General features: G+C 43.6%; 18 protein-coding genes and 2 tRNA genes. 10 read left to right on the top strand and 10 right to left on the bottom strand.

All coding sequences use genetic code 11. The annotated features are described in order from the left end of the window. Positions 1-185 precede the first annotated feature (185 nt). Both MKI85_RS07840 and MKI85_RS07835 read left to right on the top strand, forming a co-directional pair. The gene (locus MKI85_RS07840) at positions 186-929 is read left to right on the top strand and encodes a class I SAM-dependent methyltransferase (RefSeq protein WP_241626558.1); all 744 of its coding nucleotides are present in this window, start codon (positions 186-188) and stop codon (positions 927-929) included. A 141-nt stretch (positions 930-1,070) separates the two neighbouring features. Then, positions 1,071-1,583, top strand: a complete 513-nt coding sequence (locus MKI85_RS07835) for a hypothetical protein (protein ID WP_241626555.1) — start codon at positions 1,071-1,073, stop codon at positions 1,581-1,583. 46 nt (positions 1,584-1,629) lie between these two features. Here the strand turns inward: MKI85_RS07835 and MKI85_RS07830 are convergent, their stop codons facing one another. The 3 genes from MKI85_RS07830 to ompR form a co-directional block, all read right to left on the bottom strand. Next, on the bottom strand, positions 1,630-3,147 hold the full coding sequence (locus MKI85_RS07830; RefSeq protein ID WP_241626554.1) for an acetyl-CoA hydrolase/transferase family protein: 1,518 nt from the start codon (positions 3,145-3,147) through the stop codon (positions 1,630-1,632). A gap of 430 nt (positions 3,148-3,577) precedes the next feature. Next, positions 3,578-5,038 (bottom strand): ATP-binding protein, encoded by a 1,461-nt coding sequence (locus MKI85_RS07825; protein WP_241626552.1) that lies wholly within the window; start codon positions 5,036-5,038, stop codon positions 3,578-3,580. A 269-nt stretch (positions 5,039-5,307) separates the two neighbouring features. Then, positions 5,308-6,072: an osmolarity response regulator transcription factor OmpR gene (gene ompR / locus MKI85_RS07820; RefSeq protein ID WP_016168735.1), complete on the bottom strand. Its 765-nt coding sequence runs from the start codon at positions 6,070-6,072 to the stop codon at positions 5,308-5,310. 337 nt (positions 6,073-6,409) lie between these two features. On the opposite strand from ompR, the gene MKI85_RS07815 reads away from it, so the two are divergent. Together MKI85_RS07815 and MKI85_RS07810 are read left to right on the top strand one after the other, a co-directional pair. Continuing rightward, the gene (locus MKI85_RS07815) at positions 6,410-8,776 is read left to right on the top strand and encodes a Tex family protein (protein WP_241626550.1); all 2,367 of its coding nucleotides are present in this window, start codon (positions 6,410-6,412) and stop codon (positions 8,774-8,776) included. Between the two features lie 255 nt (positions 8,777-9,031). Continuing rightward, the gene (locus MKI85_RS07810) at positions 9,032-11,221 is read left to right on the top strand and encodes a SulP family inorganic anion transporter (RefSeq protein WP_241626548.1); all 2,190 of its coding nucleotides are present in this window, start codon (positions 9,032-9,034) and stop codon (positions 11,219-11,221) included. A gap of 122 nt (positions 11,222-11,343) precedes the next feature. Here the strand turns inward: MKI85_RS07810 and MKI85_RS07805 are convergent, their stop codons facing one another. Further along, a complete protein-coding gene (locus MKI85_RS07805) occupies positions 11,344-12,231 on the bottom strand; it encodes an SDR family NAD(P)-dependent oxidoreductase (RefSeq protein ID WP_241626547.1) in 888 nt (295 codons plus the stop codon). A 285-nt stretch (positions 12,232-12,516) separates the two neighbouring features. Then, a complete protein-coding gene (locus MKI85_RS07800) occupies positions 12,517-13,794 on the bottom strand; it encodes an O-acetylhomoserine aminocarboxypropyltransferase/cysteine synthase family protein (protein ID WP_241626545.1) in 1,278 nt (425 codons plus the stop codon). 293 nt (positions 13,795-14,087) lie between these two features. Here MKI85_RS07800 and ettA point away from each other — a divergent pair, with 293 nt between their 5' ends. After that, on the top strand, positions 14,088-15,749 hold the full coding sequence (gene ettA, locus MKI85_RS07795) for an energy-dependent translational throttle protein EttA (protein WP_241626543.1): 1,662 nt from the start codon (positions 14,088-14,090) through the stop codon (positions 15,747-15,749). Positions 15,750-15,798: 49 nt separating this feature from the next. Here the strand turns inward: ettA and MKI85_RS07790 are convergent, their stop codons facing one another. Beyond that, positions 15,799-16,236 (bottom strand): tetratricopeptide repeat protein, encoded by a 438-nt coding sequence (locus tag MKI85_RS07790; protein WP_241626541.1) that lies wholly within the window; start codon positions 16,234-16,236, stop codon positions 15,799-15,801. A 167-nt stretch (positions 16,237-16,403) separates the two neighbouring features. Here MKI85_RS07790 and MKI85_RS07785 point away from each other — a divergent pair, with 167 nt between their 5' ends. The 4 genes from MKI85_RS07785 (at position 16,404) to MKI85_RS07770 (ending at position 22,693) form a co-directional block, all read left to right on the top strand. Beyond that, positions 16,404-16,847 carry a cation efflux protein, CzcI-like gene (locus tag MKI85_RS07785; protein WP_348637235.1) on the top strand — a complete coding sequence of 148 codons (444 nt, stop codon included), beginning with the start codon at positions 16,404-16,406 and terminating at the stop codon, positions 16,845-16,847. Between the two features lie 96 nt (positions 16,848-16,943). After that, positions 16,944-18,272, top strand: a complete 1,329-nt coding sequence (locus MKI85_RS07780) for a TolC family protein (RefSeq protein WP_413351738.1) — start codon at positions 16,944-16,946, stop codon at positions 18,270-18,272. Between the two features lies 1 nt (position 18,273). After that, a complete protein-coding gene (locus MKI85_RS07775) occupies positions 18,274-19,521 on the top strand; it encodes an efflux RND transporter periplasmic adaptor subunit (RefSeq protein WP_241626536.1) in 1,248 nt (415 codons plus the stop codon). Then, entirely contained in the window at positions 19,511-22,693 is a 3,183-nt protein-coding gene (locus MKI85_RS07770) for an efflux RND transporter permease subunit (protein ID WP_241626534.1), read from the top strand. The genes MKI85_RS07775 and MKI85_RS07770 overlap by 11 nt, the downstream gene beginning before the upstream one ends. 52 nt (positions 22,694-22,745) lie before the next feature. Here MKI85_RS07770 and MKI85_RS07765 read toward each other — a convergent pair whose 3' ends face one another. Next, positions 22,746-23,549, bottom strand: coding sequence for a DUF4198 domain-containing protein (locus MKI85_RS07765; protein ID WP_241626532.1), 804 nt, complete (start codon positions 23,547-23,549; stop codon positions 22,746-22,748). 135 nt (positions 23,550-23,684) lie between these two features. Between MKI85_RS07765 and MKI85_RS07760 the strand changes: the two genes are divergently transcribed. Beyond that, on the top strand, positions 23,685-24,659 hold the full coding sequence (locus MKI85_RS07760) for a cation diffusion facilitator family transporter (RefSeq protein WP_241626530.1): 975 nt from the start codon (positions 23,685-23,687) through the stop codon (positions 24,657-24,659). 21 nt (positions 24,660-24,680) lie between these two features. Here the strand turns inward: MKI85_RS07760 and MKI85_RS07755 are convergent, their stop codons facing one another. From MKI85_RS07755 to MKI85_RS07745, 3 genes are all read right to left on the bottom strand, one after another. Beyond that, positions 24,681-25,022 (bottom strand): hypothetical protein, encoded by a 342-nt coding sequence (locus tag MKI85_RS07755; protein ID WP_241626529.1) that lies wholly within the window; start codon positions 25,020-25,022, stop codon positions 24,681-24,683. Between the two features lie 127 nt (positions 25,023-25,149). After that, positions 25,150-25,225 (bottom strand) — tRNA-Glu (locus MKI85_RS07750). A gap of 29 nt (positions 25,226-25,254) precedes the next feature. Next, a tRNA-Ala gene (locus tag MKI85_RS07745) sits at positions 25,255-25,330 on the bottom strand. Between the last annotated feature and the right edge of the window lie 37 nt (positions 25,331-25,367).

Genomic DNA, 25,367 nt, shown 5'->3' with positions numbered 1-25,367 from the left:
CGTGATAGCTCAGTAGGTAGAGCAACGGATTGAAAATCCGTGTGTCCCCAGTTCGATCCTGGGTCTCGCCACCATATTCAAAAAACCCCAAACATTATTTGGGGTTTTTTTATGCCTCAAGAAAAGTCATGCTATAAAATCTAAATAAGCGAGTACGACAATAAAAACAGGGCGGGATCAGCAGGATGAATAAGGATTTATTTTCTGAGCATAGTCAGCGTTATCAGCAGGCACGCCCGCAATATTCGACAGAAATTCTAGATGCTATTTTAGCTTATGTCCCTGAACATACTCTGGCTTGGGACTGCGGGGCGGGATCAGGGCAATTTACCCAGTTACTTGCGCCTCATTTCGCGCAGGTGCTCGCAACAGACCTTAGTAAGCAACAACTCCAGCACGCCCCTTGCTTTGCGAATGTACGCTATTTACAAGCAACCGCCGAACATAGCTCGCTTCCAAGCACTTCGGTAGATTTGGTCTGTGTGGCACAAGCAATTCACTGGTTTGATTTTGCTGCATTCTATGCTGAAGTGAAGCGCGTACTAAAGCCGAATGGCGTCATTGCCGTGATTGGTTATGGCTTGATGCAACTGCAAGATGCGGAAGTACAACAAGCGTTACATCAGCTCTACTTTGAAACGTTGAAAGGCTATTGGGACTCAGAGCGGCAATATATTGATGAGCATTATCAAACGATTCCCTTTCCTTTTCAGGAATTAGCAGTACCAGCTTTAGCTTTGAACTACACATGGAGCAGTACGCAATTGTTGCAGTATCTTGGCACGTGGTCGGGCTTGCAGCATTACCAGCGGACTCAGCCACATGATCCCTTGTATGACCTGCGCCAGCTGTTAGCAGTGAAGCATGACCCTATACTGAAACTGAGCTTTCCAGTCTTGCTGCGGGTCGGACGTCAAGAGCCAGTATGAGAGCTGGTTGAGAGATATTCATTACGTCCAAGTATACAGTTTATTTCTGATATGAATTGCTGGCTTTACGCGGAAGCAACTGTTTAATCTGTATCTGAGTTTTAAAATATAAAGGGTAGAAATTTTAATGGACATTTTGCCATGTATTTCTCTCCCACAGTATTCAGTACACTGGTTTTAAGTGTGCTGTTGATGAGTCATGGTTATGCTATGGACTCTTCTGATCTCTCCGAATTAACAGAACAAGATTTACGTGTTGAAACGGGAGACATTCAATCCCAACCCGATCACGGTAGACAGCAAATTTTTGAGCATTATTTAATGAAGCTGGAAGTTGCACATCAGCAATCTCCGTTGATTGATAGTGCGCGAACTTCGCAGGAAATTTTGCCACCACAGCCGATTCCAGATTTTGATTTACCTTTACCCATTCTGTTGCAGGTCTATTCAATTGCGGAAGGCTTACAGTCGGATGATCCTCGACTGGGGCTTTATCGCATGCTTGATCCTGTGGTGAATTCGAATAGTCCTTTACAACAGACACAACCGATCTTGCAAATTCAGTTGAATCTGGGCGTGGTTTCAATCGGAACTATAGAGCAGCAAATGAATGTGGATGGTTTAGCGAAGCTGTTTTTATTGACTTCTCATTAAGCACATAAAAAAACGCCCCAGATGGGGCGTTTTTTAACTGATTCGATTAAGCAGATTTTGCTTCAGCTTGAGTTGCAAGCATGTGACCAGTTTCTTCGAAGTTAGAGTGCCAAGAAAGCGCTTCACGAAGTAAGTGTGGCGTATGACCACCTTTTGCACATGAACGGTCAAAGTAGTCGTTTAACGCGTCACGGTACATTGGGTGTGCACAGTTGTCGATAATCGCACGCGCACGCTCACGTGGTGCTAAACCACGAAGATCTGCAAGACCTTGTTCAGTTACAAGGATGTCGACATCGTGTTCTGCATGGTCAACGTGTGATGCAAATGGAACGACAGAAGAAATGTCGCCACCTTTCGCGATCGATTTAGTGACGAAGATAGCCAAGTGTGCATTACGTGCGAAGTCACCTGAACCACCAATACCGTTCATCATTTTGGTACCGCAAACGTGAGTTGAGTTCACGTTACCGTAAATATCAAACTCAAGTGCAGTGTTGATACCGATAATCCCTAAACGACGTACTAGCTCTGGATGGTTCGAAATTTCTTGTGGACGAAGTACCAATTTGTCTTTGTATGCTTCAAGGTTGTTAAATACTTTCTCGCCATATTTTGCAGAAAGCGTAATTGATGAACCTGATGCAAAAATCATTTTGCCAGCATCAATCAATTCGAAAGTACAGTCTTGAAGTACTTCTGAATACATGATCAAGTCTTCGAAGTTTGAATCTTTCAAACCTGTTAATACTGCGTTTGCAATTGAACCGATACCTGCTTGAAGTGGACCTAAGTTCTTCGGTAAACGCTCTTCAGCCACTTCTTTTTCGAAGAATGCAATTAAGTGGTTCGCAATCGCTTGAGTCTCATCATCTGGTGCAGTTACTGTTGATGGGGAGTCATGTAATTCACTGTTAAATACGATACCGACGATTTTAGAAGGATCGATGTTGATCGCAGTTGTACCAATACGCTCATCCACTTGAGTTAATGGAATTGGTTGGCGTGTTGGGCGATACGTTGGAATATAGATGTCGTGTAAGCCTTCAAATGCTGGGCTTAAGTTGGTGTTGATTTCAACAATCACTTTCTCAGCAAAAATTGCAAAGCTTGCAGAGTTACCTACAGACGTTGTTGGAATGATGCCACCATCTTCAGTGATCGCAACAGCTTCAATGACTGCCACATCTGGCTTTTTCAACTGAAGGTTACGCATTTGCTCAACAGTCTCAGACAAATGTTGATCAATGAACATCACTTCACCATTGTTGATGGCTTTACGTAATGTGTTGTCGACTTGGAATGGAAGACGACGTGCTAAAACGCCAGCTTCAGTCAATTGTTTGTCAAGGTCATTTCCTAGACTCGCACCCGTGATTAACGTGATTTTTAATGGGTTCGTGTGAGCACGTTTTACTAAAGCCAATGGAACGGCTTTTGCTTCGCCTGCACGAGTAAAGCCACTCATACCGACAGTCATACCGTCTTCAATGAATGCTGCAGCTTGTTCTGCGCTGATAACTTTATCGTGTAATGAAGCTAAACGAATGCGATCTAATGACATGGTTTACTCTCGTTGGAAACTTGAAACTGATACGGATTGTACCGATCAGAAAAGGCATTTTGCATACCTGTTATGCTAAGGTCTAATTTTTTAGAAAAATGCGGGTATAACAAAATTTGATAATTTTTAATCAATTGATTTTATGAGGTATATATCTTAAAGATTCGTCTAGTTTTAATACTGACTGTACAGTTATTAAGCGAAATCGGCGTAAAATTTGTTACAAATGTCATGTTTTAAGGATCATAACTTCACGATACAGAAAAATTTAGATTAAAAAGCAGAGCAAATCATTTTAAATATGCTGGGAATTGCACTAAATTGCTGTTGAAGAATTGGATTGATCAGCATTGAATTCTTGGCGTCACCCTTTACAAATAGGTGAAAGTGCACAGCATATGCAGTACAACATTCACCTTGGCAGAATCAATTAGAAGTGTTCGCTAATGCTTTGTTTGAGTTTCTCAATTGGGTTAGTAACCGTGTGATCTTCTGGTTCTTCTTTCGGTAAAGGCAGTAAAATAATCGCTTCAAGCCCCCCTTGTTCACGGTTGTGAATCAGGAGTTTACCTTGATGAATATCGACAATCCGTTTCACGATCGCGAGACCTAAGCCACTGCCTTGTACTGTTCGTGCGGCGTTACCTCGCACAAAAGGCTGCATCAGATCTTCAATCTGATCTTCTGGAATGCCTTCGCCATGGTCTGCCACGCTAATCATAATATGCTCGCCTTCGACCCGAGCAGCCAATTCCACAGGTTCAGCACCATACCTTTTCGAGTTATTGATTAAGTTACCAATCAAGCGTTTCAGTGACAAACTGCGTGCCTCAATTAACGGCAGTTCTTGCGGACTGAAACGAATATCTAAAGGCTTAAACTGAATCACCAACTCTTGTAATAAGTTATTGATGTCTGTGGTTTGCAGTACTTCATCTGACCCATCCCGCATGAAAGAAATGAACTGATTCAGAATGGCGTCCATATCTTCAACGTCATAGATTAAACCTTCTTTTAAGAAGTCATCATCAGGCATCATCTCGGCACTAAGACGAATACGGGTCAGGGGCGTGCGCAAGTCATGTGAAATGCCTGCCAACATAATCCGACGATCACGCTCTGTCTGATCCAGCGTATAAATCATATGATTAAAGGCTTGGTTTACCTCGCGAATTTCTTGAGGACCATGATTAGTCTCTAAATAAGGTGCAGTCCCCGTTTTACTATAACTGTTCGCTGCATTTTGCAGGCGACGTAATGGGCGGTTGAGCTGACGTACCAGGGTCAGAATAATCACAGCAGAAATGAGAGGGACACCTAATAACCATCCGAAAATGAGTTCAGGACTATAGTTAGCATAGGTTTTGAGCGGTTCACGCACCCAGTGTCCATTCATTTCAGGGGTTTGTACCCAAATTCGTGGACTCGGTTTAAACTGGAAATATACCGTGACATCTTTAATATTTAATTCTTTGGCAAGCTGGTGCTCAATGCGGTTGGTAAAGAAGTCGGCAATCAATTTATCTTTGACGTTTGGATATTCTTTGGGGTTGGTGACATATTCAACCCCAACACGCTGTTTCAACCATTGGTCAATATCTAGTTCTACATCATTATGAGAAATCTTTAAGTGCGGGTTATTGATCATTTCCAATTCAACAGCAAGAAATCTCGCATGCTGTTGAATTTCAGGTAAATATAAGGTTTTCCAGAAGAACCATAACGACATAAACAAGCTAAAGAACACCACAAACAGAACCAGCACCGTCGTGCGCATGGCGGCTGAGCGCGGCTTGATTTTGTCGAGAAAGCGTTCCGAAGGCGTGCGTTTCTTTTCGGAATAGTGGACAAAATCGGTAAATTCTTGCGGGTCGATGGGATCTAGTTTCACGGTAATTACCAATAATTTAAGAATATGGTGAGGTTTTTTCGGGGTCTTACTGTGATGAATTAGAAATCCAGTTTTAACCTTCAGTTGGACCTACTTTTGTTTCGGCAAAAGTAGGCAAAACCATTTCCATTCGCAAAACTCGTCCGATATAAGCATTGATCTGAATTCTCGCAGAAACATTCTTATCGGAATTCTCCTGTCTCGAACAGTTGCGAATGGGACGTCACGAAATTCCTAAAACGTATTTGGATGATTTCGTTAAATCAACATTATTCCGCGCCATCTGGAACGAAGACATAACCGACACCCCAAACCGTTTGAATATAACGGGCACGGGCAGGGTTTTCTTCAATCAGTCGACGTAAGCGAGAAACTTGTACGTCAATGGAACGCTCCATTGCTCCCCATTCACGTCCACGCGCTAAATTCATTAACTTGTCACGAGTTAACGGTTCACGCGGATGTTGTACCAAAGCTTTCAGGACGGCAAATTCACCTGTCGTCAGGGTTACCACCTGACCTTCGCGGGTGAGGGTGCGAGTAGACAGATCCAAAGACCATGGACCAAAACTCACCACTTCCATTTGCTGACTTGGTGCACCAGGCACTTCACGGACTTGGCGACGCAGTACCGCACGGATACGTGCTAGTAATTCATTCGGGTTGAATGGTTTTGGTAGATAGTCATCTGCACCTGCTTCTAAACCTGCAATACGGTCTGAATCGCTACCACGAGCAGTCAGCATGATAATTGGAGTATCAATGTTTGAGTGACGTAAACGACGACAGATACTTAAACCGTCTTCCACAGGAAGCATAAAATCGAGCACGATGAGTGAAAATAGTTCGCGTTGGAGTAAGCGATCCATTTGTGTAGCATCGTGTGCTGTTTTGACCACGAAGCCTTTATCTTCCAAGAAGCGTTGTAATAGCGTACGTAAACGCACATCATCATCTACGACGAGAATGCGTTCAACGCGATCAGTGTCAGCATGTACAACATCGCCATGTTCTGCAGGTACAACTAAACTCATGATGTGTGCTCCTTATTCTTTATTGTCATCGTATACGGGGTCAAGAGATCACTAGGAGTATACGATTCATTTATATCGATTTGCTATGTTCTAAAGCAACAAATATTGCAGTTAAAATCAAGACATAGATACCAAATATATACATCTAAAATAGCGGATTAACGCCTGATTTACTGTAGTTCTTTGCCAGAATATGCAAAAAAAGTGTGCGATTGATGAAAAAATCGAAAATTGGCAAATTCGATCAGAATGAAATTTAATAAAACAATTGTGGATTTTATGGTCTTGGTCTTTATAATCATGGCTTTTAGAACTTATCCTTGTGGGATCAAACACGATGACTGACTTAGTTCAGCAGTTGGCAACAGAGCTTGCCGTACGTTCAAATCAAGTCGAAGCTGCGATTAAACTAATCGATGAAGGCGCAAGCGTTCCATTTATCGCACGTTACCGTAAAGAAGTGACGCAAGGTCTAGACGACACGCAGTTACGTCAGCTCGATACACGTTTAGCTTATTTAAGAGACTTATACGAGCGTCGCGAAAAAGTCATTGAATCATTGAAAGAACAAAATAAATTGTCAGATGATTTATTGGCGCGCGTGAATGCTGCTGAAACCAAAAATGCTTTAGAAGAACTTTACGCGCCTTACCGTCCAAAGCGCACCAGTAAATCATTTAAGGCAAAAGAAGCGGGCTTGGGTCCAATTGCAGAAAAAATCTTTCAAGAAGCTGTTGAACCAAGTGAAGCATTGGCTGGTTTTAGTCATGAAGAATACCCAGATTTGGAAAGCCAATTGGATGCAATCCAGCACATTCTGATTGATGACTGGGCACAAAATATTGCATTAACCACTGAATTAAAAAGTACCTTTGCCAAAACAGCCGTACTGAAAAGCTTAGTGGCAAGTGAAGAGAAAAAAGAAGTCGGTAAAAAATTCCGCGATTATTTTGATTTCTCTGAAAACCTTAACAAAGTGCCGTCACATCGTTTATTGGCGATGTTACGTGGCCGTCAAGAAAATGTTTTGGGTTTAAAAGTAGATGGCGAAGATGCTGCACCTTTGGCGCGTATTGAAGTTGAATACAACCTAGATCAAGTTCAGCCACAAGCACGTCAAGATTTCTTAAAGCAAACTGCTAAACTTTTCTGGTTAGGTAAGGTACGTCCAAGCATTGAACATTCATTGCTGACTGAAAAACGTTTGAATGCAGAAGCTGAAGCGATGCAAGTGTTCGCAGAAAACCTGCGTCATTTATTGCTTTCTGCACCAGCAGGCAGCCGTTGTACGTTGGGTGTAGACCCTGGCATCCGTACAGGCGTGAAGTTGGCTGTAGTGAATGAATCTGGTGATGTGGTTGCGCATAGCACCATTTATCCATTTGCACCAAAAGATGATAAAGCAGGTTCTATTGCTGAGCTTGCGCGTTTGTGCCAAGAGTTTAATGTTGATTTAATCGCGATTGGTAATGGTACCGCAAGCCGTGAAACCGAAGCTGTCGTTGCTGAAATGATGACACAACATCCGGAACTTAAAGTGACGCGTGTGACGGTGAGTGAAGCAGGCGCATCGGTTTATTCAGCATCTGAATTGGCTTCGGCTGAATTACCAGAATTGGATGTGTCGATTCGTGGCGCGGTGTCTATTGCACGTCGTTTACAAGATCCATTGGCTGAGTTGGTTAAAATTGATCCGAAATCAATTGGTGTGGGTCAATACCAGCATGATGTAAACCAAACTGGTTTAGCAAAAACCCTAGATGCTGTAGTTGAAGACTGTGTGAACGCGGTAGGTGTGGATGTAAACACCGCTTCTGCGGCAATTTTAGGTTATATCGCAGGTTTGAATAAATCGATTGCACAGCAAATCGTAGAATTCCGCAAAGAAAATGGTCGTTTTGACAATCGTCAAGCTTTGAAGAAAGTACCTCGTTTAGGCGATCGTACTTTTGAACAAGCAGCAGGTTTCTTACGCATTCAGAATGGTAGTGAACCACTAGATGCTTCTGCAGTGCACCCTGAGAGCTACGGTTTAGTGGAAAAAATGGTGGCTGCCAAAGCAACGACTGTGAAAGACATCATCGGCAACAGTGAAATTATTCGTCAAATTAAGGCGGAAGATTTTGCAGATGAACAATTTGGTTTACCAACGATTCAAGACGTATTAAGCGAATTGGAAAAACCAGGTCGTGACCCACGTCCAGAATTCCGTACCGCTAAATTCCGTGAAGACATCACCGAAGTGGCACAACTCACTGAGGGTATGCAGCTTGAAGGTGTCGTGACTAATGTGACGAATTTCGGTGCTTTCGTTGATGTGGGTGTCCATCAGGATGGCTTGGTGCATATTTCTGAATTGGCGAATGAGTTTGTTTCTGATCCGCACAAAGTAGTGAAACCAGGTCAAATTGTTCAGGTTCGAGTTTTACAAGTTGATGCAGAACGTAATCGTGTGAACTTGTCGATGCGTGCAGAAGGGGCAGAAGCGCCAAAAGCACCGCGTCAACCACGCCGTGAGCATGCAGGGCAGGAACAACGTGGTGAACGTAAACCTCAAGGTAAACGTCCACAGCAAGCGCGTCCACAAGGTGATCGCCCACAACGTCAAGGTGGTCAAAAACCTCAAGCCAATAAACCACAAGAGAATAAGATCGGTGGTTTAGGTGCATTGTTATTGCAAGCTGGGATTAAAGGTTCGAAATAAGCTTTAATCTGACAAAAATGCCTCCCAATCGGGAGGTTTTTTTATGCCTACTACATTGTTCTCATGTGCTTACAAGAGGAAGATGAGCCGAATCTGAAGATCAACAAAAATAATATTAAAAGCTGATAAATCGTCACAACAGTACAGCACAATTTCACTTTTCCGAGAGCAGATTGTCCGACAAGATTAAGGCCGTCTGGATATTAATATACAGACGTAAATTTTTGCTATTTGATCATTATAAACGGTTTACCTATGTTGACTTTAGAAAGAAAAAACCGATTCCATGTACGGGATACTTTGTCGGGCTTAGTGGTATTTTTGGTAGCATTGCCGTTATGTTTAGGCATTGCACTTGCATCTGGCGCTCCAATTATTTCAGGGATCATCTCTGGAATTATTGGCGGTATATTGGTTGGGCTGTTGAGTGGCTCACACATTAGCGTTGCAGGTCCAGCAGCAGGGCTCACAGCAGTGATTTTGGTACAATTGGATCAATTAGGCGGCAATTATGCCGCTTTTTTATTGTGTATTATTTTTGCAGGTTTACTGCAAATTGGTTTTGGTTTACTCAAACTCGGTTTCTTTGCTAACTTTATCCCCAATAATGTCATTTTAGGGTTATTGGCGGCTATTGGCATCATTTTAATTCTTAGTCAATTGCCTTACCTGATGGGCTTTTCCAATTTTTCATGGGAACAAGTCTGGGCTGGGCAAATACATACTGTATTTTCTGCAGTCGATGCTGGTGCTGCACTGATCGGCTTATTCAGCTTATTGCTGATTTTGATGTGGGACTGTAGCCCACTGAAAAAATACAATATTCCCTCAGCACTGGTAGCGGTCGTTTTGGCAGCAGGTGTGAATTATTTGTTAAGTACCACAGGGTCAACTTGGGCAGTCAATACATCAAATTTAATTCAACTGCCGAACATTTGGCAGGCACCCGAGCTGGTGCTGATGGGACCTGACTGGCGTTATTTAACTGAGCCGTTAATTTATACAGGAGCACTGACCTTAGCGGTGGTCGCCTCTTTAGAAACTTTGTTAAATCTGGAAGCCGCGGATAAGTTAGATCCTTATAAACGCTCATCACCACCAAATCGTGAATTATGGGCGCAGGGCATTGGCAATGTAGTTTCGGGTGCTATCGGTGGTATGCCATTGACTTCGGTTATTGTACGTAGTTCAGTCAATGCCAATTCTGGAGCACGAAGTAAGTATTCCAGTGTAATCCATGGGTTGTTGCTATTGCTGGCAGTACTGTGTTTTGTACCGTTGATGAATATGATTCCCTTATCGGCTTTGGCAGCCATTTTATTGGTGACAGGCTTTAAACTCACCCATCCTAAGTTGTTCCAGCAACTCTATTTAAAGGGCTGGAAACAGTTTGTGCCGTTTATTATTACCCTGATTGCAATTTTACTGACTGATTTGTTGATGGGTATTTTGGTGGGGCTATTTTGCAGTGCAGCTTTTATTCTGTACGGTAACTTTTATAAAGGGGTCCGAATTTATAAAGAGCACCATCTGCATGGAGTTGTGACCCGTATCGAACTCCCCTCACAAGTGACCTTTTTGAATCGTTCGGCTCTCATTTCAGCACTGGAGCATATTCATGCGGGCGAACAGCTCATTATTGATGCCACGCAATCAGAATCGATTGATGCGGATATTTATCAGGTGATTCAGGATTATCAAGCTGAAACTGCTCTCAAACGTCAAGTCGATGTGAAATTGATAGGCTTTAAACAACACTATCAAGAACTGGATGATGCAGTCCTAGATATTGACATCAGCACGGCTGAATTACAGCGTCAATTAAGCCCAGCACAAGTGATTGATTTACTTAAAGCAGGCAATGAACGGTTTGTACAAAATGACCGTTTGCAACGCGATATCTATCGTCAGATTCGTGTCACAGCCGATCAAGGTCAGCACCCGATTGCTGCAGTATTGGGCTGTATGGATTCGCGTGCCCCGACAGAAATGTTGTTTGATGTTGGAATTGGCGATCTGTTTAGTTTACGTATTGCTGGGAATATTGCAGGACAAAAGGTGTTAGGTTCGCTTGAATTCGCCTGTCAGGCCAAAGGCTCTAAAGTAATTGTGGTGCTCGGTCATACTGATTGTGGTGCAGTCAGTAGTGCCTGCCAATTACGTTTACAGCAGAAACAAATTTCTGATGTGAAGGAAATGCCGCATATTCAATATGTACTGGGACCATTAATGCAATCGGTCAACAGCGTATATAACATTATGCAGCCTCGAGAGCTGAGTAAAGCCTTCTTGGATCAAGTCACAGCGATGAATGTGTTGTATAACATTCAATATATTCAGCAACACAGTCCAGTGTTAGCAGAGATGCTTAAGCAGGGGCAGATTGCAATTGTGGGAGCGATTTATGATGTGCAAACAGGTCGAGTCAATTTTCTGGAAACCTAAATGCGCATTGCATTTTAAGTGACGATGAAATACAGGGGGTGATACAGAAATGTATTAAGCCCGAAATACACTTAAGGATATAAAAAAGCCTGTCGTTTGACAGGCTTTTTAAGATTTACAACTTACCAGTGTTCACCTGGGAAGAGGCGTGCATATGCTTTTTGTACCCAATTTAGTCGTTCTTGCTTACCGATAGAAGCGGAAGAGCTTGGGAACAGGTTATAGCCAATCGACATAAACATGTTGTTGATGTCAGGCGCAACCGCATAGGTTAAAGATGCCAAACGCCCAAGATTGGTGGCAATTTTCTTCGGACGTTTCACAATCGCATAAGCCACTAAATCTGCTGCCTGTTCAGGCGACAGCGTTGGGACATATTTATATATCTTGGTTGGTGCAATCATTGGTGTGCGCACCAATGGCATATAAATTGAAGTGATTGCAATTTTATGTGAATGTGCTTCGGCAGATAGACAACGGCTAAAAGCATCTAAGGCTGCTTTTGAAGCCACATAAGCTGAGAAACGTGTCGCATTGGCTAACACACCAATCGAGCTGATGTTAATGATCTGACCGCCTTTACGTTCCATCATATGCGGCAATAAATTCAGAACTAAGCGCACCGCACCAAAGTAATTCAGTTGCATGGTACGTTCAAAATCATGGAAACGGTCGAGAGACTCGTGCACTGCACGACGAATAGAACGACCTGCATTATTAATCAAAATATCAATATGATCGACAGATGCCAAAATTTCTTTAGAGACCGCATCAATTGCTTCCATGTCATTTAAATCACATGGGAAGACCGAGGCTTTACCACCTTTGGCTTCAATTTCAGCTTTGACTTCATCCAAGGTTTCTTTGGTTCGCGAAACCAGCAGAACATGTGCGCCTGCATCGGCAAGACGATGTGCTGTGGTTAAACCAATGCCACTGGATGCGCCAGTAATAAGTACGATTTTACCGTGGATACGGTCCCGAAATTGTTTCTCTAATTTTGCTTTCACGCTATGTTTCCCTGATTAGAATTTAGTTCACTTCAATTCTAAATTGTCTTTATTTTATTGGAGAACTTAGTTCACATTATTCCATGAGTTGACTAAAACTCACACGCATAATGATAGCGAATATACTGAAAAAAGCTATAAATAAGTCATTGAATTAACAAATAAATTTAGAGTATTTGCTCTATTTGTGGTTTTTATTTTTCTTAGTTTTAGCACGATTTAGATGCAATTCCAAGAGAAAATGCTCAAAAATCAAGACCTCAAATGAGGTCTTGATCACATTGTTTAAACTGTCGCCAATGCCTGTTCTAAATCTGCAATTAGGTCATCAATATGTTCGATGCCCACCGAGAGTCGAACCATGTCCAGACTCACACCTGCGGCTTTCAGTTCTGCTGCATTCAATTGGCGATGGGTGGTGGTTGCAGGATGACATGCCAGACTTTTGGCATCACCGATATTCACCAAGCGCGTAAACAGTTGTAGTGCATCAATAAAGCGGGTTCCACCTTCACGGCCATCTTGCACGCCAAAGGATAAAATCGCAGAAGGCTGACCTTTAACATATTTTTGCGCCAAGCCATGCTGTGGATGATCCTTCAAGCCTGCATAGTTGACCCATTTTACTTTTGGATGTTGCTGCAAATATTCTGCCACTTTCTGCGCGTTATAGGTGTGACGTTCCATACGCAAGTTCAACGTTTCTAAGCCTTGTAAAATCAGAAACACACTCAGTGGACTAATTGCTGCGCCTGTATTGCGGAGTGGCACCACACGCGCACGCGCAATATAAGCGGCTTCACCTAAGGCTTCGACATAATTCACCCCATGGTAACTTGGATCTGGGGTGTTCAGCACTTGAAAACGTTCAGGGTATTTGCCCCAAGGGAATTTACCGCTGTCGACAATGGCACCCCCAATCGAATTACCATGCCCGCCAATATATTTGGTGAGAGAATGCACCACGATATCTGCACCATATTGAAACGGTTTCAGCAGTGCAGGAGTGGCAACCGTATTATCAACTACCACGGGTACACCATATTCATGCGCAATTTCGGCAATCGCTTCTAAATCAATAATATTACCGAGCGGATTGCCAATCGATTCGACAAACACCAGTTTGGTTTTTTCATCAATTAAGCTGCGTAAGGCTTCCGGATTCTGATAATCAAAGAAACGCACTTCAATACCTTGCTTAGGTAGCGTATGCGCAAATAAATTATAGGTGCCACCATACAAGGTAGAAACCGAGGCAATATTGTCACCTGCTTCAGTAATGGTTTGAATCGCATAGGTAATGGCGGCCATACCTGAAGCTAAAGCCAATGCGCCAATCCCCCCTTCAAGCGCTGCCAGCCGCTGTTCTAGCACCGCAGTGGTGGGATTCATAATCCGAGTATAAATATTGCCTTGGACTTTCAGGTCAAATAAATCGGCGCCATGCTGGGTATTATCAAAGGCATAGGAGGTGGTTTGGTAAATCGGCACAGCAACGGCTTTGGTGCTGGCTTCAGGGCTGTAACCTGCGTGAATGGCTAATGTTTCATCTTTATAGGTCATGTACATCATCTGCGTGAGTTAAATTTTGCACATTCTATCACTATTGAATATGAGTGAAAGCGTGAATATTAAGAATAATTATCTAAAAATTTCATAAAGATGAATTAGGCTCAGTGTAACTTGAACAAAATTCTACACAGGAGGCTCTGAATAAAAAATAAACGAAATGAAAGTTGTAACATTGCATTGAAGAGCGGATTCATGCCTTATGTTTTCAGCGTATTCATCGTATAATGCCCCAAAATATTTTTCGCTGTTTTGCGATTTTTTGGTTTTCTATTGAGGAGTCCTGCGTGGCCCAATATATTTATACGATGAACCGAGTGTCTAAGATGGTTCCGCCGAAGCGCGAAATCTTAAAAGACATCTCTTTGTCATTTTTCCCAGGTGCTAAAATTGGTGTGCTTGGTTTAAACGGTGCAGGTAAATCGACCTTGCTTCGTATTATGGCTGGCGTAGACAAAGATTTCTCTGGTGAAGCTCGTGCGCAACCGGGTATCAAAATTGGCTACCTAGAGCAAGAACCACCACTAGATCCAAATAAAGATGTACGTGGCAACGTTGAAGATGGTTTACGCGAACCTCTAGACGCTTTGGCACGTTTGGATGAAGTTTTTGCTGAATACGCGTCAGAAGATGCCGATTTCGATAAATTAGCGAAAGAGCAAGAAAAATTAGAAGCAATTATCCATTCATGGGATGCACACAACCTCAGCAACCAGATGGATCAAGCAGCAGCAGCCTTGAACCTTCCAGCTTGGGATGCAGACGTGACTTTACTGTCAGGTGGTGAGCGTCGTCGTGTTGCACTTTGTCGTTTGCTTTTGTCTAAGCCAGACATGTTGCTTCTTGACGAACCGACCAACCATTTGGATGCAGAATCTGTGTCTTGGTTAGAGCGTTTCTTGAAAGACTTCGCGGGCACGATTGTGGCGATTACGCATGACCGTTATTTCTTGGATAACGTCGCTGAGTGGATTCTTGAACTTGACCGTGGCATGGGTATTCCTTATCAAGGTAACTATTCTGCTTGGTTAGAGCAAAAGAATGCGCGTTTAGAGCAAGAACAGAAGCAAGAAGAATCTTTTGCGAAAGCATTGAAAAAAGAACTTGAATGGGTTCGTTCAAATGCTAAAGGTCAGCAAAAGAAAAACAAAGCGCGTATGGAGCGTTTTGAAGAGCTCAACTCACGCGAGTTCCAACAACGTAACGAAACTTCAGAAATCTATATTCCACCTGGTCCACGTCTAGGCAATAAAGTGGTTGAAGTTGAAGGCATTAGCAAATCATTTGATGGCCGTTTGTTGTATGAAAACCTGACATTCACTGTGCCACCAACCGCGATTGTGGGTATCGTGGGTCCTAACGGTGCAGGTAAAACTACGCTATTCCGTATGATGACCGGTGAGCAGCAACCTGATACAGGTACTGTGACACTTGGTGAGTCGGTTAAAGTGGCTTATGTGGGTCAGATCCGTGATACTTTGGATAACAACAAAACTGTTTGGGAAGAAGTTTCTGGCGGTTTAGATATCTTAAGAATTGGCGAATACGAAATCGCATCACGTGCGTATATCGGTCGTTTCAACTTCAAGGGTCAAGATCAGCAAAAACGTGTAGGTGAATTGTCTGGTGGTGAGCGTAACCGTTTACAACTGGCGAAAATCCTGCAAATGGGCGCGAACGTGATCCTGCTGGATGAACCATCAAACGACTTGGATATCGAAACTTTACGTGCGCTAGAGGATGCAATTTTAGTCTTCCCAGGTACCGTAATGGTGGTGTCGCATGACCGTTGGTTCTTAGACCGTATTGCAACGCATATCTTGTCATTTGAAAATGAACAGCCTGAATTCTACGAAGGTAACTATGCTGAGTACGAAGCCTATCGCTTGGCACGTTTAGGTGAAGATGCAGTACAAAAACGTAGCAAATACAAAAAAATTGGTGGTTAATTTCACCCAATAAAAACCAGCCTTCGGGCTGGTTTTTTTATGCTTTATTTTAAGAAAAAGCCAATTCACTATAGGCCTGATACAGACAGCGTTTCGCGTCAGGATGACCATCTTGTGCGGCTTTTTTTAACCATTTCTCGGCTTTAGCATAATTACGATCTAGACCCAATTGACCATTCAAATAACCAATCCCCATTTTAAATTCAGCTTCAGGATGACCACGTAAAGCAGAGCGAAGAAAATACCACATCGCATTACGGGAGTTGCTGGAAGATATTGGAGAGTGATTCATCTGTATAGGGGCTAGTGGTTGCAAGACTTTATGTTGCATGAATACATGATAATGTTCACATAATGCCAGTTGCTCGAAATGCAAGCCACGTTGATATTCATGTTCACCTACTAGGTCGAATACAGGCGTAACCAAGTCATGATAGGGGGTGTGAAATAACAGCGTCCATACTGTTTTGAGGTATTTTATATTCATCTTCGCCTCCTTGTTGCTGACAACATCAGTGGTCATTATTTAATTTAAACGTTCTGGCTCTCAGATGTATTAAATTATTGTAACAAAATGGTTTTTATCTGTATGTTATGTGAAGAAGTCGACGAATATTGGCAGTGTAATTTTATTACATCTATCAAGCTGCTATAGTGTCCGCAAGTTGTAATGACCGCATTTTATCCGTGAAACGCTCTCGTGTTTATATCACCCTCTTGCTAAGCTTATTCATGTTTCAAAGTTTTTGGAATGTGGCGGCAGCCTTTTGTGTGCATGATGCTGAACCGAAAAGCATCGCGGTGTTGTCGCATTTTGGGCATCATAGCACGGGGAGTTGTGAGTCTCGGGCAGCTACGGTTCATCCGAAAAATACCGTTCAAGTTCAAACCGCCTTCGATTTAGCGACCTTTCAGCAAGATGATCACAGCGATCATTTGCCTTCATTTGCGCATATCATGTTGATCGAAGCGCAGCAATTGGCTGTATCTCCAGTCTTTATCCCAAAATTGGTTCAGGTGCAGTTCAACTGGCAAAACTTGTACCAATCCCCATATTTATTTCCTTCCAACCCGCCTCCTGTCTTAGCCCCGCTATAGGTGGGGTAGCCGAAAACATTGCCCACCACTAATTCTTAACTTTAGTGGGGCATCATCATGTCTTTAAAAATTTCCGAAGCCTTCGGTTTCGATGCCATGCGTTCAGTTCAACGTGTCATGGTATTGGGCTTAAGTGTGGCACTTTATAGTCAGAGTACATGGGCAGAATTGCCGACACAGTCACTGACTTTGCCAGAAGCGATTCAACGTTCTAGTGACTATCAGCAGTCGCATGGGGTGTGGAAAACCCAGCAGCAAATTGCCACTGCGAACATAAAACAGGCAAAGCTGTGGATAAATCCAGAGTTGTCCATAGAGCAAACGGGGTTTAATTCCGACCAAGAACGTGAGCTGGCATTCGGTATTTCACAACGTCTGGATCTGTTTGGTGAGCGTAAAGCCAATCAAAAGTACGCGCAGATTGCACAGCAGAAAACCACACTAAAACAGCAGATGTATCAAGCTCAGCTTGAATTGGCAGTGAAATATTTATGGTCACAACTGGCAATTTTTGAGTTGGAACGTCAGCTATTACAAGAGCAACTGCAGATTAGTGAAGAAAATCTAAAAGTAATTCAGAAGCGTTATCAGGCGGGGAGTGTGGCACAAGTTGATGTCGATCGTGCTCAACTCAGTCATGCCGAAAATTTGCGTGTGTTTCGACAAGCTGATTTACAAGTGCAAGTGGCACAGCAGCATTTGTCCAATACATGGGGGGAGCGGGATAAGTCAATCACGGTTGCCTTGGTAGCACAACATTTATGGCCAGCAGTAACAGCCCAGCAAGTCCAGCAGCATCTTGCAGAAAACCTGATGGAAAAAAAACGACAATTACTTCTCTTGGAATCTCAAGCCAAAATTGAGCAACTGAAAGCACAAGCCCGTCCTAATCCAACGCTGAATGTAGGAATCAACCGTACTCAAACGGTTGAAACGGATACAGACAACGCTTTGGTGGTGGGGTTTTCTGTACCGTTAAATCTGTTTGATCGTCAGCAATATGGCAAACAGATTGCGCAGGCACAGCAAACTCAGCTAGAGCGACAGCAAGCGTTTTATCTCAAGCAAAATGCTTTTCAAGTTGGCAGTTTATTGACCGAGTTACAAGGGCTTGAGCTGCAATTTAAAGCGTTGCAACACACCCAACTTCCCTTAGCACAAACGGTGCAGCAAAAAATGCTGCAAGGCTTTAATGTCGGCAAATTTTCGCTGTTGGATGTGCAGCAAGCCACCTTGCAGTTGCAAGAGGTGCGTATGCGGAAAGTGCAATTACTCAAAGATGCATGGCAGCGTGCGCTTGAGGCCGAAAGTCTGAGTTTGGGAATCGAGCCGAGTCAGGTCATGCATAAGGATGCAATTGCACAAATGAATCAAGCGCTGTGGCAAGACACACAGGCATTATCCGTGATTGGTGGGGGAAACTAATATGTTGAATTTAAAAAAGAAGAGGTTGAATCAACAGGGACGGATTTCCCAAAAATTTTTAATGCTCTTGGCCATTGGCATCACTGCCTTGCTGTCGATTGGTGTCTGGTGGTTGAGTCAAAAGCCATCGACGAACGAAAATGAGCATGGGCATGCCGAAGCAGAAGAACATGCGGGTGAAGAAGATCATGGCGAAGCGGAGGAGCATGCAGCGGCAATAGCCTTAACGGCAAAGCAATTGACTGAACAAGGCATTGAATTAGCAACAGTTGAATTGGGTCCTATAGTGAAGTCGACTGCCTATCCTGCCAAGCTGATGGTGAATACTGATCGTCAAGCACATGTGGCGCCTGCATTTGCAGGTCATGTCGAGGCGGTGTATGTGGAATTGGGGCAACAAGTCAAAAAAGGACAAGTCCTAGCAACACTGTTGGTACCTGATTTGGTCGATCAGCAAGCCGATTTACAAGTGCAACAGGCGAATTTGGAATTGGCACGGCAGGATTATGAGCGCGAGAAAAAACTCTGGAGCGAAGGCATTTCTGCCAAGCAGGATTATCAACGTGCTTCGAACGCTTATCAGCAAGCTCAGATTCAGGTTCGCGCGACACGCTCACGGTTAGTTGCTTTCGGTGCTGAAGTCACGAGTCAGGGACGGTATCTGTTGAAAGCACCGATTGCAGGGGTGATCAGTCAGAAAGATTTGGTATTAGGGGAGAATGTACAACTGGCAGATCAATTGTTTGTGATTGATCAACTGGATCAATTATGGCTGGAATTTATTGCTCCAAGTAGCGAGTTTGCCGAGATTGTGCCGAATCAAAGCATTGAATTTAAATCGCTGCAAACGGGAAATCTGTTTAAGGCACAGATTCAAAGCCTAAATAGCCAAGCCGATGTGCAAACTGGTCGTTTACAAGTGCGTGCCAAAGTCTTGTCGAATGCAGTCGAACTGCGTCCAAATTTAATGGTCAATGTACAATTGCAACAGCAACAAGCACAACAGGGATTACGCATTCTCGCCAGCGCCGTACAGAAAATTGAAGGGAAAGATGCGGTGTTTGTGGCAGCACAGCATGAGCAAAAGATCGAGTTTGTTCCACAAACCGTCAGCTTGGGTGCTATTTCGAGTGATGGCAAATGGGTTGAGGTGCACTCGGGTCTAGAGCAAGGTCAGCAATATGCTGCACAAGGCAGTTTCTTGCTGAAATCTGAGCTGGAAAAAGGAGAGGCGAGCCATGCACACTAATCAGCCTCGACCACCTGATGATAAGGCGGCACAGCTTACTTCTGATGGTTTACCACCGCCAGAAGGCTGGTTTGACCACATCATTCAATTTTCCATTCGTAATGCGATTTGGGTCATGCTGTTTGTACTGACCTGGATTGGGGTTGGGATTTATAGCTATCAACAACTACCGATTGATGCCGTACCTGACATTACCAATACACAGGTACAAATTAATACCCAAGCCACGGGCTTTACTGCTTTGGAGGTGGAACAGCGGATTACCTATCCGATTGAAACGGCCATGGCGGGCTTACCTGAATTGCAGCAAACCCGTTCTATTTCCCGTTATGGTTTGTCGCAAGTCACTATTATTTTTCAGGATGGTACCGATATTTATTGGGCCAGACAGTTGATTAATCAGCGCTTGCAAGAAGCACAGGCAGAGCTTCCCGATGCGATTATTCCCACCATGTCACCCATTTCCACGGGGCTAGGTGAAATTTATCAATGGGTGATTAAGGCAGAGCCCAATGCACGCAAAGCGGATGGTACAGCGTATAGCGCCATGGATTTGCGTGAAATTCAGGACTGGATTGTGCGCCCACAATTGCAGCGTGTCGCAGGTGTGGCTGAGGTCAACTCCATTGGCGGGTATAACAAAACCTATGTGGTGACGCCTGATTTACAGCGCTTACAACAATTGCAAATTCCACTTTCGGATTTGCAAACTGCGTTGACTGAAAATAATGAAAATCGGGGTGCAGGCTTTATTGAACAGAATGGGCAGCAATTGACCGTGCGAGTGCCGGGCACCTTAAACAACATTGAAGCGATTCAAAATGTCAGCATTGCCACTAAAAATGGTTTTCCGATTCGAGTTGCTGATGTTGCTACGGTGTCGATTGGACACGATTTACGTACTGGTGCAGCCACCTATAACGGGGAAGAAACCGTACTGGGCATCGCCATGATGATGATGGGTGAAAATAGCCGTAGTGTTGCACAAGCCGTGGATGCTAAGTTGCAGCAAGTACAGCAGTCGTTACCCAAAGGTGTGATCATTGAAACCGTGTATGACCGCACCAGTCTGGTCGATCGTGCAATTCGAACTGTCCAGAAAAATCTGGTTGAAGGTGCGATTCTGGTCATTGTGATTTTATTCTTGTTTCTGGGAAATTTTCGCGCTGCGCTGATCACTGCCTGTGTGATTCCTTTATCCATGTTGTTCACTTTAACCGGTATGGCAAAGCAAAACATCAGTGCCAATTTAATGAGTTTAGGGGCACTGGATTTCGGCATCATTGTAGATGGGGCTGTGGTGATAGTCGAAAACTGTATTCGCCGATTGGCGGAAGCCCAGCATCGTCATCGACGCTTGCTGACCCGGTCAGAGCGCTTTACAGAAGTTTTCTTGGCAGCGAAGCAGGCACGTCGCCCTTTAATCTTTGGACAACTGATTATTCTGGTGGTGTATTTTCCTATCTTTGCCTTATCTGGGGTGGAAGCCAAACTGTTTCACCCGATGGCAATGACTGTGGTATTGGCTTTGGTTGGTGCCATGATTCTCTCGATCAGTTTTGTGCCTGCAGCAGTGGCATTATGGGTCACGGGTGAGGTCAAGGAAACGGAAACTCGCTGGATGCTGTGGCTGAAGCAGCAATACACTCGTTTACTGAATTGGGCTTATGATTTCAAGGCATTGGTGCTGACGCTGGCACTGTGTATTTTATTTTTCACAGGTGTACTCACCACGCAAGTCGGCAGCGAGTTTGCACCACAATTGAGTGAAGGAGATTTTGCTGTCCAGCAAATGCGTTCGCCGAGTACAGGCTTAGAACAATCGCTACGCATGCAGGAAAATACTGAAAAGTTGCTGCTAAAAGAATTTCCTGAAATTAAGGCAATTTTTGCTCGAACAGGAACGGCAGAAGTGGCAACCGATGTGATGCCACCGAATATCTCCGATGCCATTGTACTGTTAAAACCACGAGAACAATGGCCTGAGCCGAAACAAAGTCTGGATGAACTAAGGCAGCGGATGATCGCTCTTCTCGCCACCTTACCCGGTAATAACAGCGAGTTTTCTCAACCGATTGAGCTGCGCTTTAATGAACTGATTTCTGGCGTGCGTAGCGATGTGGGGGTGAAAATTTTTGGTGATGATATGCAGGTGCTGAGTCAACAAGCTACACAAATCGCGCAAAAAATTCAGAGCATTTCAGGTGCCACAGCCGTCAATGTTGAGCAAACCAGTGGTTTGCCGTTGTTGAATGTCGAGGTCAATCCCGCACTGGCAGCGCAATATGGCTTGTCGGTCAAAGCGATTCAAGATTTGGTGGCGACCAGTGTGGGTGGTCAAAATGTTGGACAAATTTTACAGGGAGATCGACGTTTTGATTTCGTGATTCGCTTGGATGATCAGCAACGCACCCCTGAATATCTAGCAAAGTTACCGATCCAAACTGCCAATGGTGGTTTAATTCAACTGCAAGATGTGGCTAAAGTCGAAACTATCTTGGGCATTAATCAAGTCAGCCGTGAGGATGGCAAGCGTCGTGTGGTGGTGACGGCCAATGTTGAAGGTCGTGATTTGGGTTCATTTGTACAGGAGCTGCAAACGACCTTGGCGGAGCAGGCTTTGCCCGAAGGTTATTGGCTGGATTATGGTGGACAGTTTGAAAATCTGATCTCGGCAAAAAATCGGATGATGTGGGTAGTGCCGTTAGCTTTAGTCGCCATTTTTGTTTTGCTGATGGCCGTGTTTCATAACATCAAGGAAAGCTTGTTGGTATTTACGGGTGTGCCATTTGCACTGTGTGGTGGTCTGATTGCCTTGTGGTTACGTGATATTCCACTGTCGATGTCGGCAGGGGTGGGTTTTATTGCCTTGTCGGGTGTTGCGGTTTTGAATGGTCTGGTAATGCTGACTTTTATTAAAGAATTACGGCAACAGCTCGATGTTTATCAAGCCACATGGCAGGGTGCAATTTTGCGCTTAAGACCAGTTTTAATGACCGCTTGTGTGGCGTCATTGGGTTTTATTCCAATGGCTGTCGCTACGGGCACAGGGGCAGAAGTACAGCGTCCGCTAGCCACTGTGGTGATCGGGGGAATTATCTCCTCTACATTGCTCACTTTGGTGCTCTTACCGGTGTTGTACCGCTGGATGAATGAGCATAGCCACAATTAAGAGGATGTTGACCGTACCATTGATCCTTTTAAGCGAAGGTACGGTCACTATTTTAGGAAGCTGCTTGCGCCACATTTAAACTGATAATGGTGTAATACTGGTTTTTAGGTATTGCCTTAGGATCGACTTTTTCCGTCACCTCAAGCAAATATTGCCCTGCATGCGGGAAGGTGAAACTGGCTCTCCCATTGGATTCAACATTAATGTTTTGGGCTTGTTGTTCAGTTGCCCCTTGTTCACGAAGCACAAGTTCAGCATGGGCTAAAGGTTTTCCTGCGTGTAGGATCTGAACTTGTACAGGCTGTTGCGCAATGATGCGATTGGGATGAGTTTGTAAATGGATTTGAATGGGCGCAGAGGTTGTGGCAACTGCGGTAGTTGTTTCTTTACTGATGTAGGTCTGCAAGGTCCATTCACGAACAGTATCGACTTTCTTTGGCAGTTTGCCCTTAAAGTCACTGGCAATGACATAATCGCGTTCATTTATAGGAGGGACTTGATCTGCCGTTGCATTGGCTAAAACTTTCCATTGCTTATTATATTGAACATACTGGATAGGATAACTGGTTGTAGTAACAACCGTATATGTGCCTTTTTCTGGTAGGCTTAAATCAAAGATAGTTGCAGACTTTAAGGTCGTTGCTGGTTTTACAGTCGCTTGTTTTTGATTTGGTTGGATAATTAGAAATTGTGGATCTTTTAGAGCATATTCAGCTTGTAATGCCTGCTCAGCATAGGCAGCGATGACAGGAATTTGTGTATTGGCAGTGTTGTAGGCTAAAGGAGCAACATAGGGTTCATGGGCAAAAGTATAAGTACTAAAGAATAGCGCTGAGCTGAAGATTAATTTTTTCATCACATTTAGTTTCAAGTAAAAGTTTAATTTTAGTAAATGATAATTATTTTCATATAATTTTAAAAGTCATCCGTATTATTTTGTTGATGAAATCAGACTAAAGTGATGCAGATAACAATCAAAAGAGGGCAAACAATGAGTGGATCACATGGGCATGATCATTCACATGCGCAAGTCACTGAACAGAATGCTAAAAAATTAAGTTTTGCCTTGGCTTTGACCAGTCTATTTTTAATTATTGAAGTGATTGCAGGTTTTATCACCCAGAGTTTGGCATTACTTTCCGATGCTGCACATATGTTTACCGATGCTGCTGCATTGGCGATTGCACTGGTGGCAATTCGGTTGGGTAAATTGCCTGCTGACAATAAGCGTACCTTTGGTTATCAGCGTCTGGAAATTTTGGCAGCCCTGTTTAATGCCATGATGCTATTTCTGGTCGCCATTTATATTTTGTATGAAGCCTATCAGCGCTTTAGTCATCCGCCTGAGATTCAGAGTTTGGGGATGTTGGTAGTTGCTGTCATGGGTTTAATCATTAATTTAATTTCGATGCGGATTCTGTTTTCTAGTGCGCAAGAGAGTCTGAATGTCAAAGGCGCATATTTGGAGGTGTTGAGTGATGCCTTGGGTTCTGTAGGGGTAATTCTCGGGGCGATTGTGATTTATTTTACCCAATGGTTTTGGGTGGATACACTCATAGCCGTGTTGATTGGATTTTGGGTGTTGCCACGGACTTGGATTTTACTGAAACAAAGCATCAATATTCTTTTAGAAGGGGTACCTGAAGAAATTGATATAGAAAAATTGCGGCAAGATTTATTGCAATTGAAGGATGTAGAAAGTATTCATCAATTGAAAGTATGGGCGATCAGTTCCAAAAACATCCATCTGACCGTACATCTTTATGCACCACAAGCTGATCAAAAACGGCTGTATCAGGCTGCTGTTGCTATGTTAAAACAGCGACATAGTATTGCTGAAATGACTTTGCAAATTGAAGATGATGAGTGTATGGCACATGCACATAGTCAGCCTCACTCACATCCACTTGCAGAACATCAGGCACATGCAGAGTATGAAGCTGATGATCATTCACATCAGCATTAAGCTGATGTGAATTTTAACATTTTAGATTTCCCACTCATGCTCACATTCGCGGCATTTCCATTTTTTTTGTGACTGCATGAAAGATTGCATCGAAATTTTGAAATCAGGTAAATCACGGTAAAACAAGAAACCTGCAACCACACAGATCAAAAACACCACAACAGTCGCGATTTGCAGCGTTGAACCTGCACCATCGCCAAATAACCACATGGCAATACTAATCAACACCAGAAGGAGCAGCACAAAAATCGAGGGTACAAGGAAGACTAAGCTTTTTGGCACAACAGGGCGTGCAGCAGGTGCATTGCCTTGTGCAACAGGCATAATTTTCGGACTTTGGCATTTTGGGCAACGGTATTGCATTTCAGCTCCATCATTTTGATCTGGATGTATTTTAGCGGAATGTTGTGCAGAGCCAAAATAATTCCGGCAATTTATCTTTTGTTGCGGCAATAAAAAAGCCACTGCTGAACAGTGGCTTTTTTGAATTTGGCGTCCCTACGGGGATTCGAACCCCGGTTACCGCCGTGAAAGGGCGATGTCCTAGGCCTCTAGACGATAGGGACTTATGAGGCAACACAGGTAAAACGATTTTTGGTGGAGTCAAGCGGGATCGAACCGCTGACCTCTACAATGCCATTGTAGCGCTCTACCAACTGAGCTATGACCCCAGTCTGTGTGAGCGCAATATTAGGGATATTCTGCTCA

Source organism: Acinetobacter zhairuonensis (genome assembly GCF_022601715.1).
Lineage (GTDB): Bacteria > Pseudomonadota > Gammaproteobacteria > Pseudomonadales > Moraxellaceae > Acinetobacter.
The sequence above is the reverse complement of the archived record's forward strand: the minus strand, read 5'-3'. Positions and strand labels throughout refer to the sequence as shown.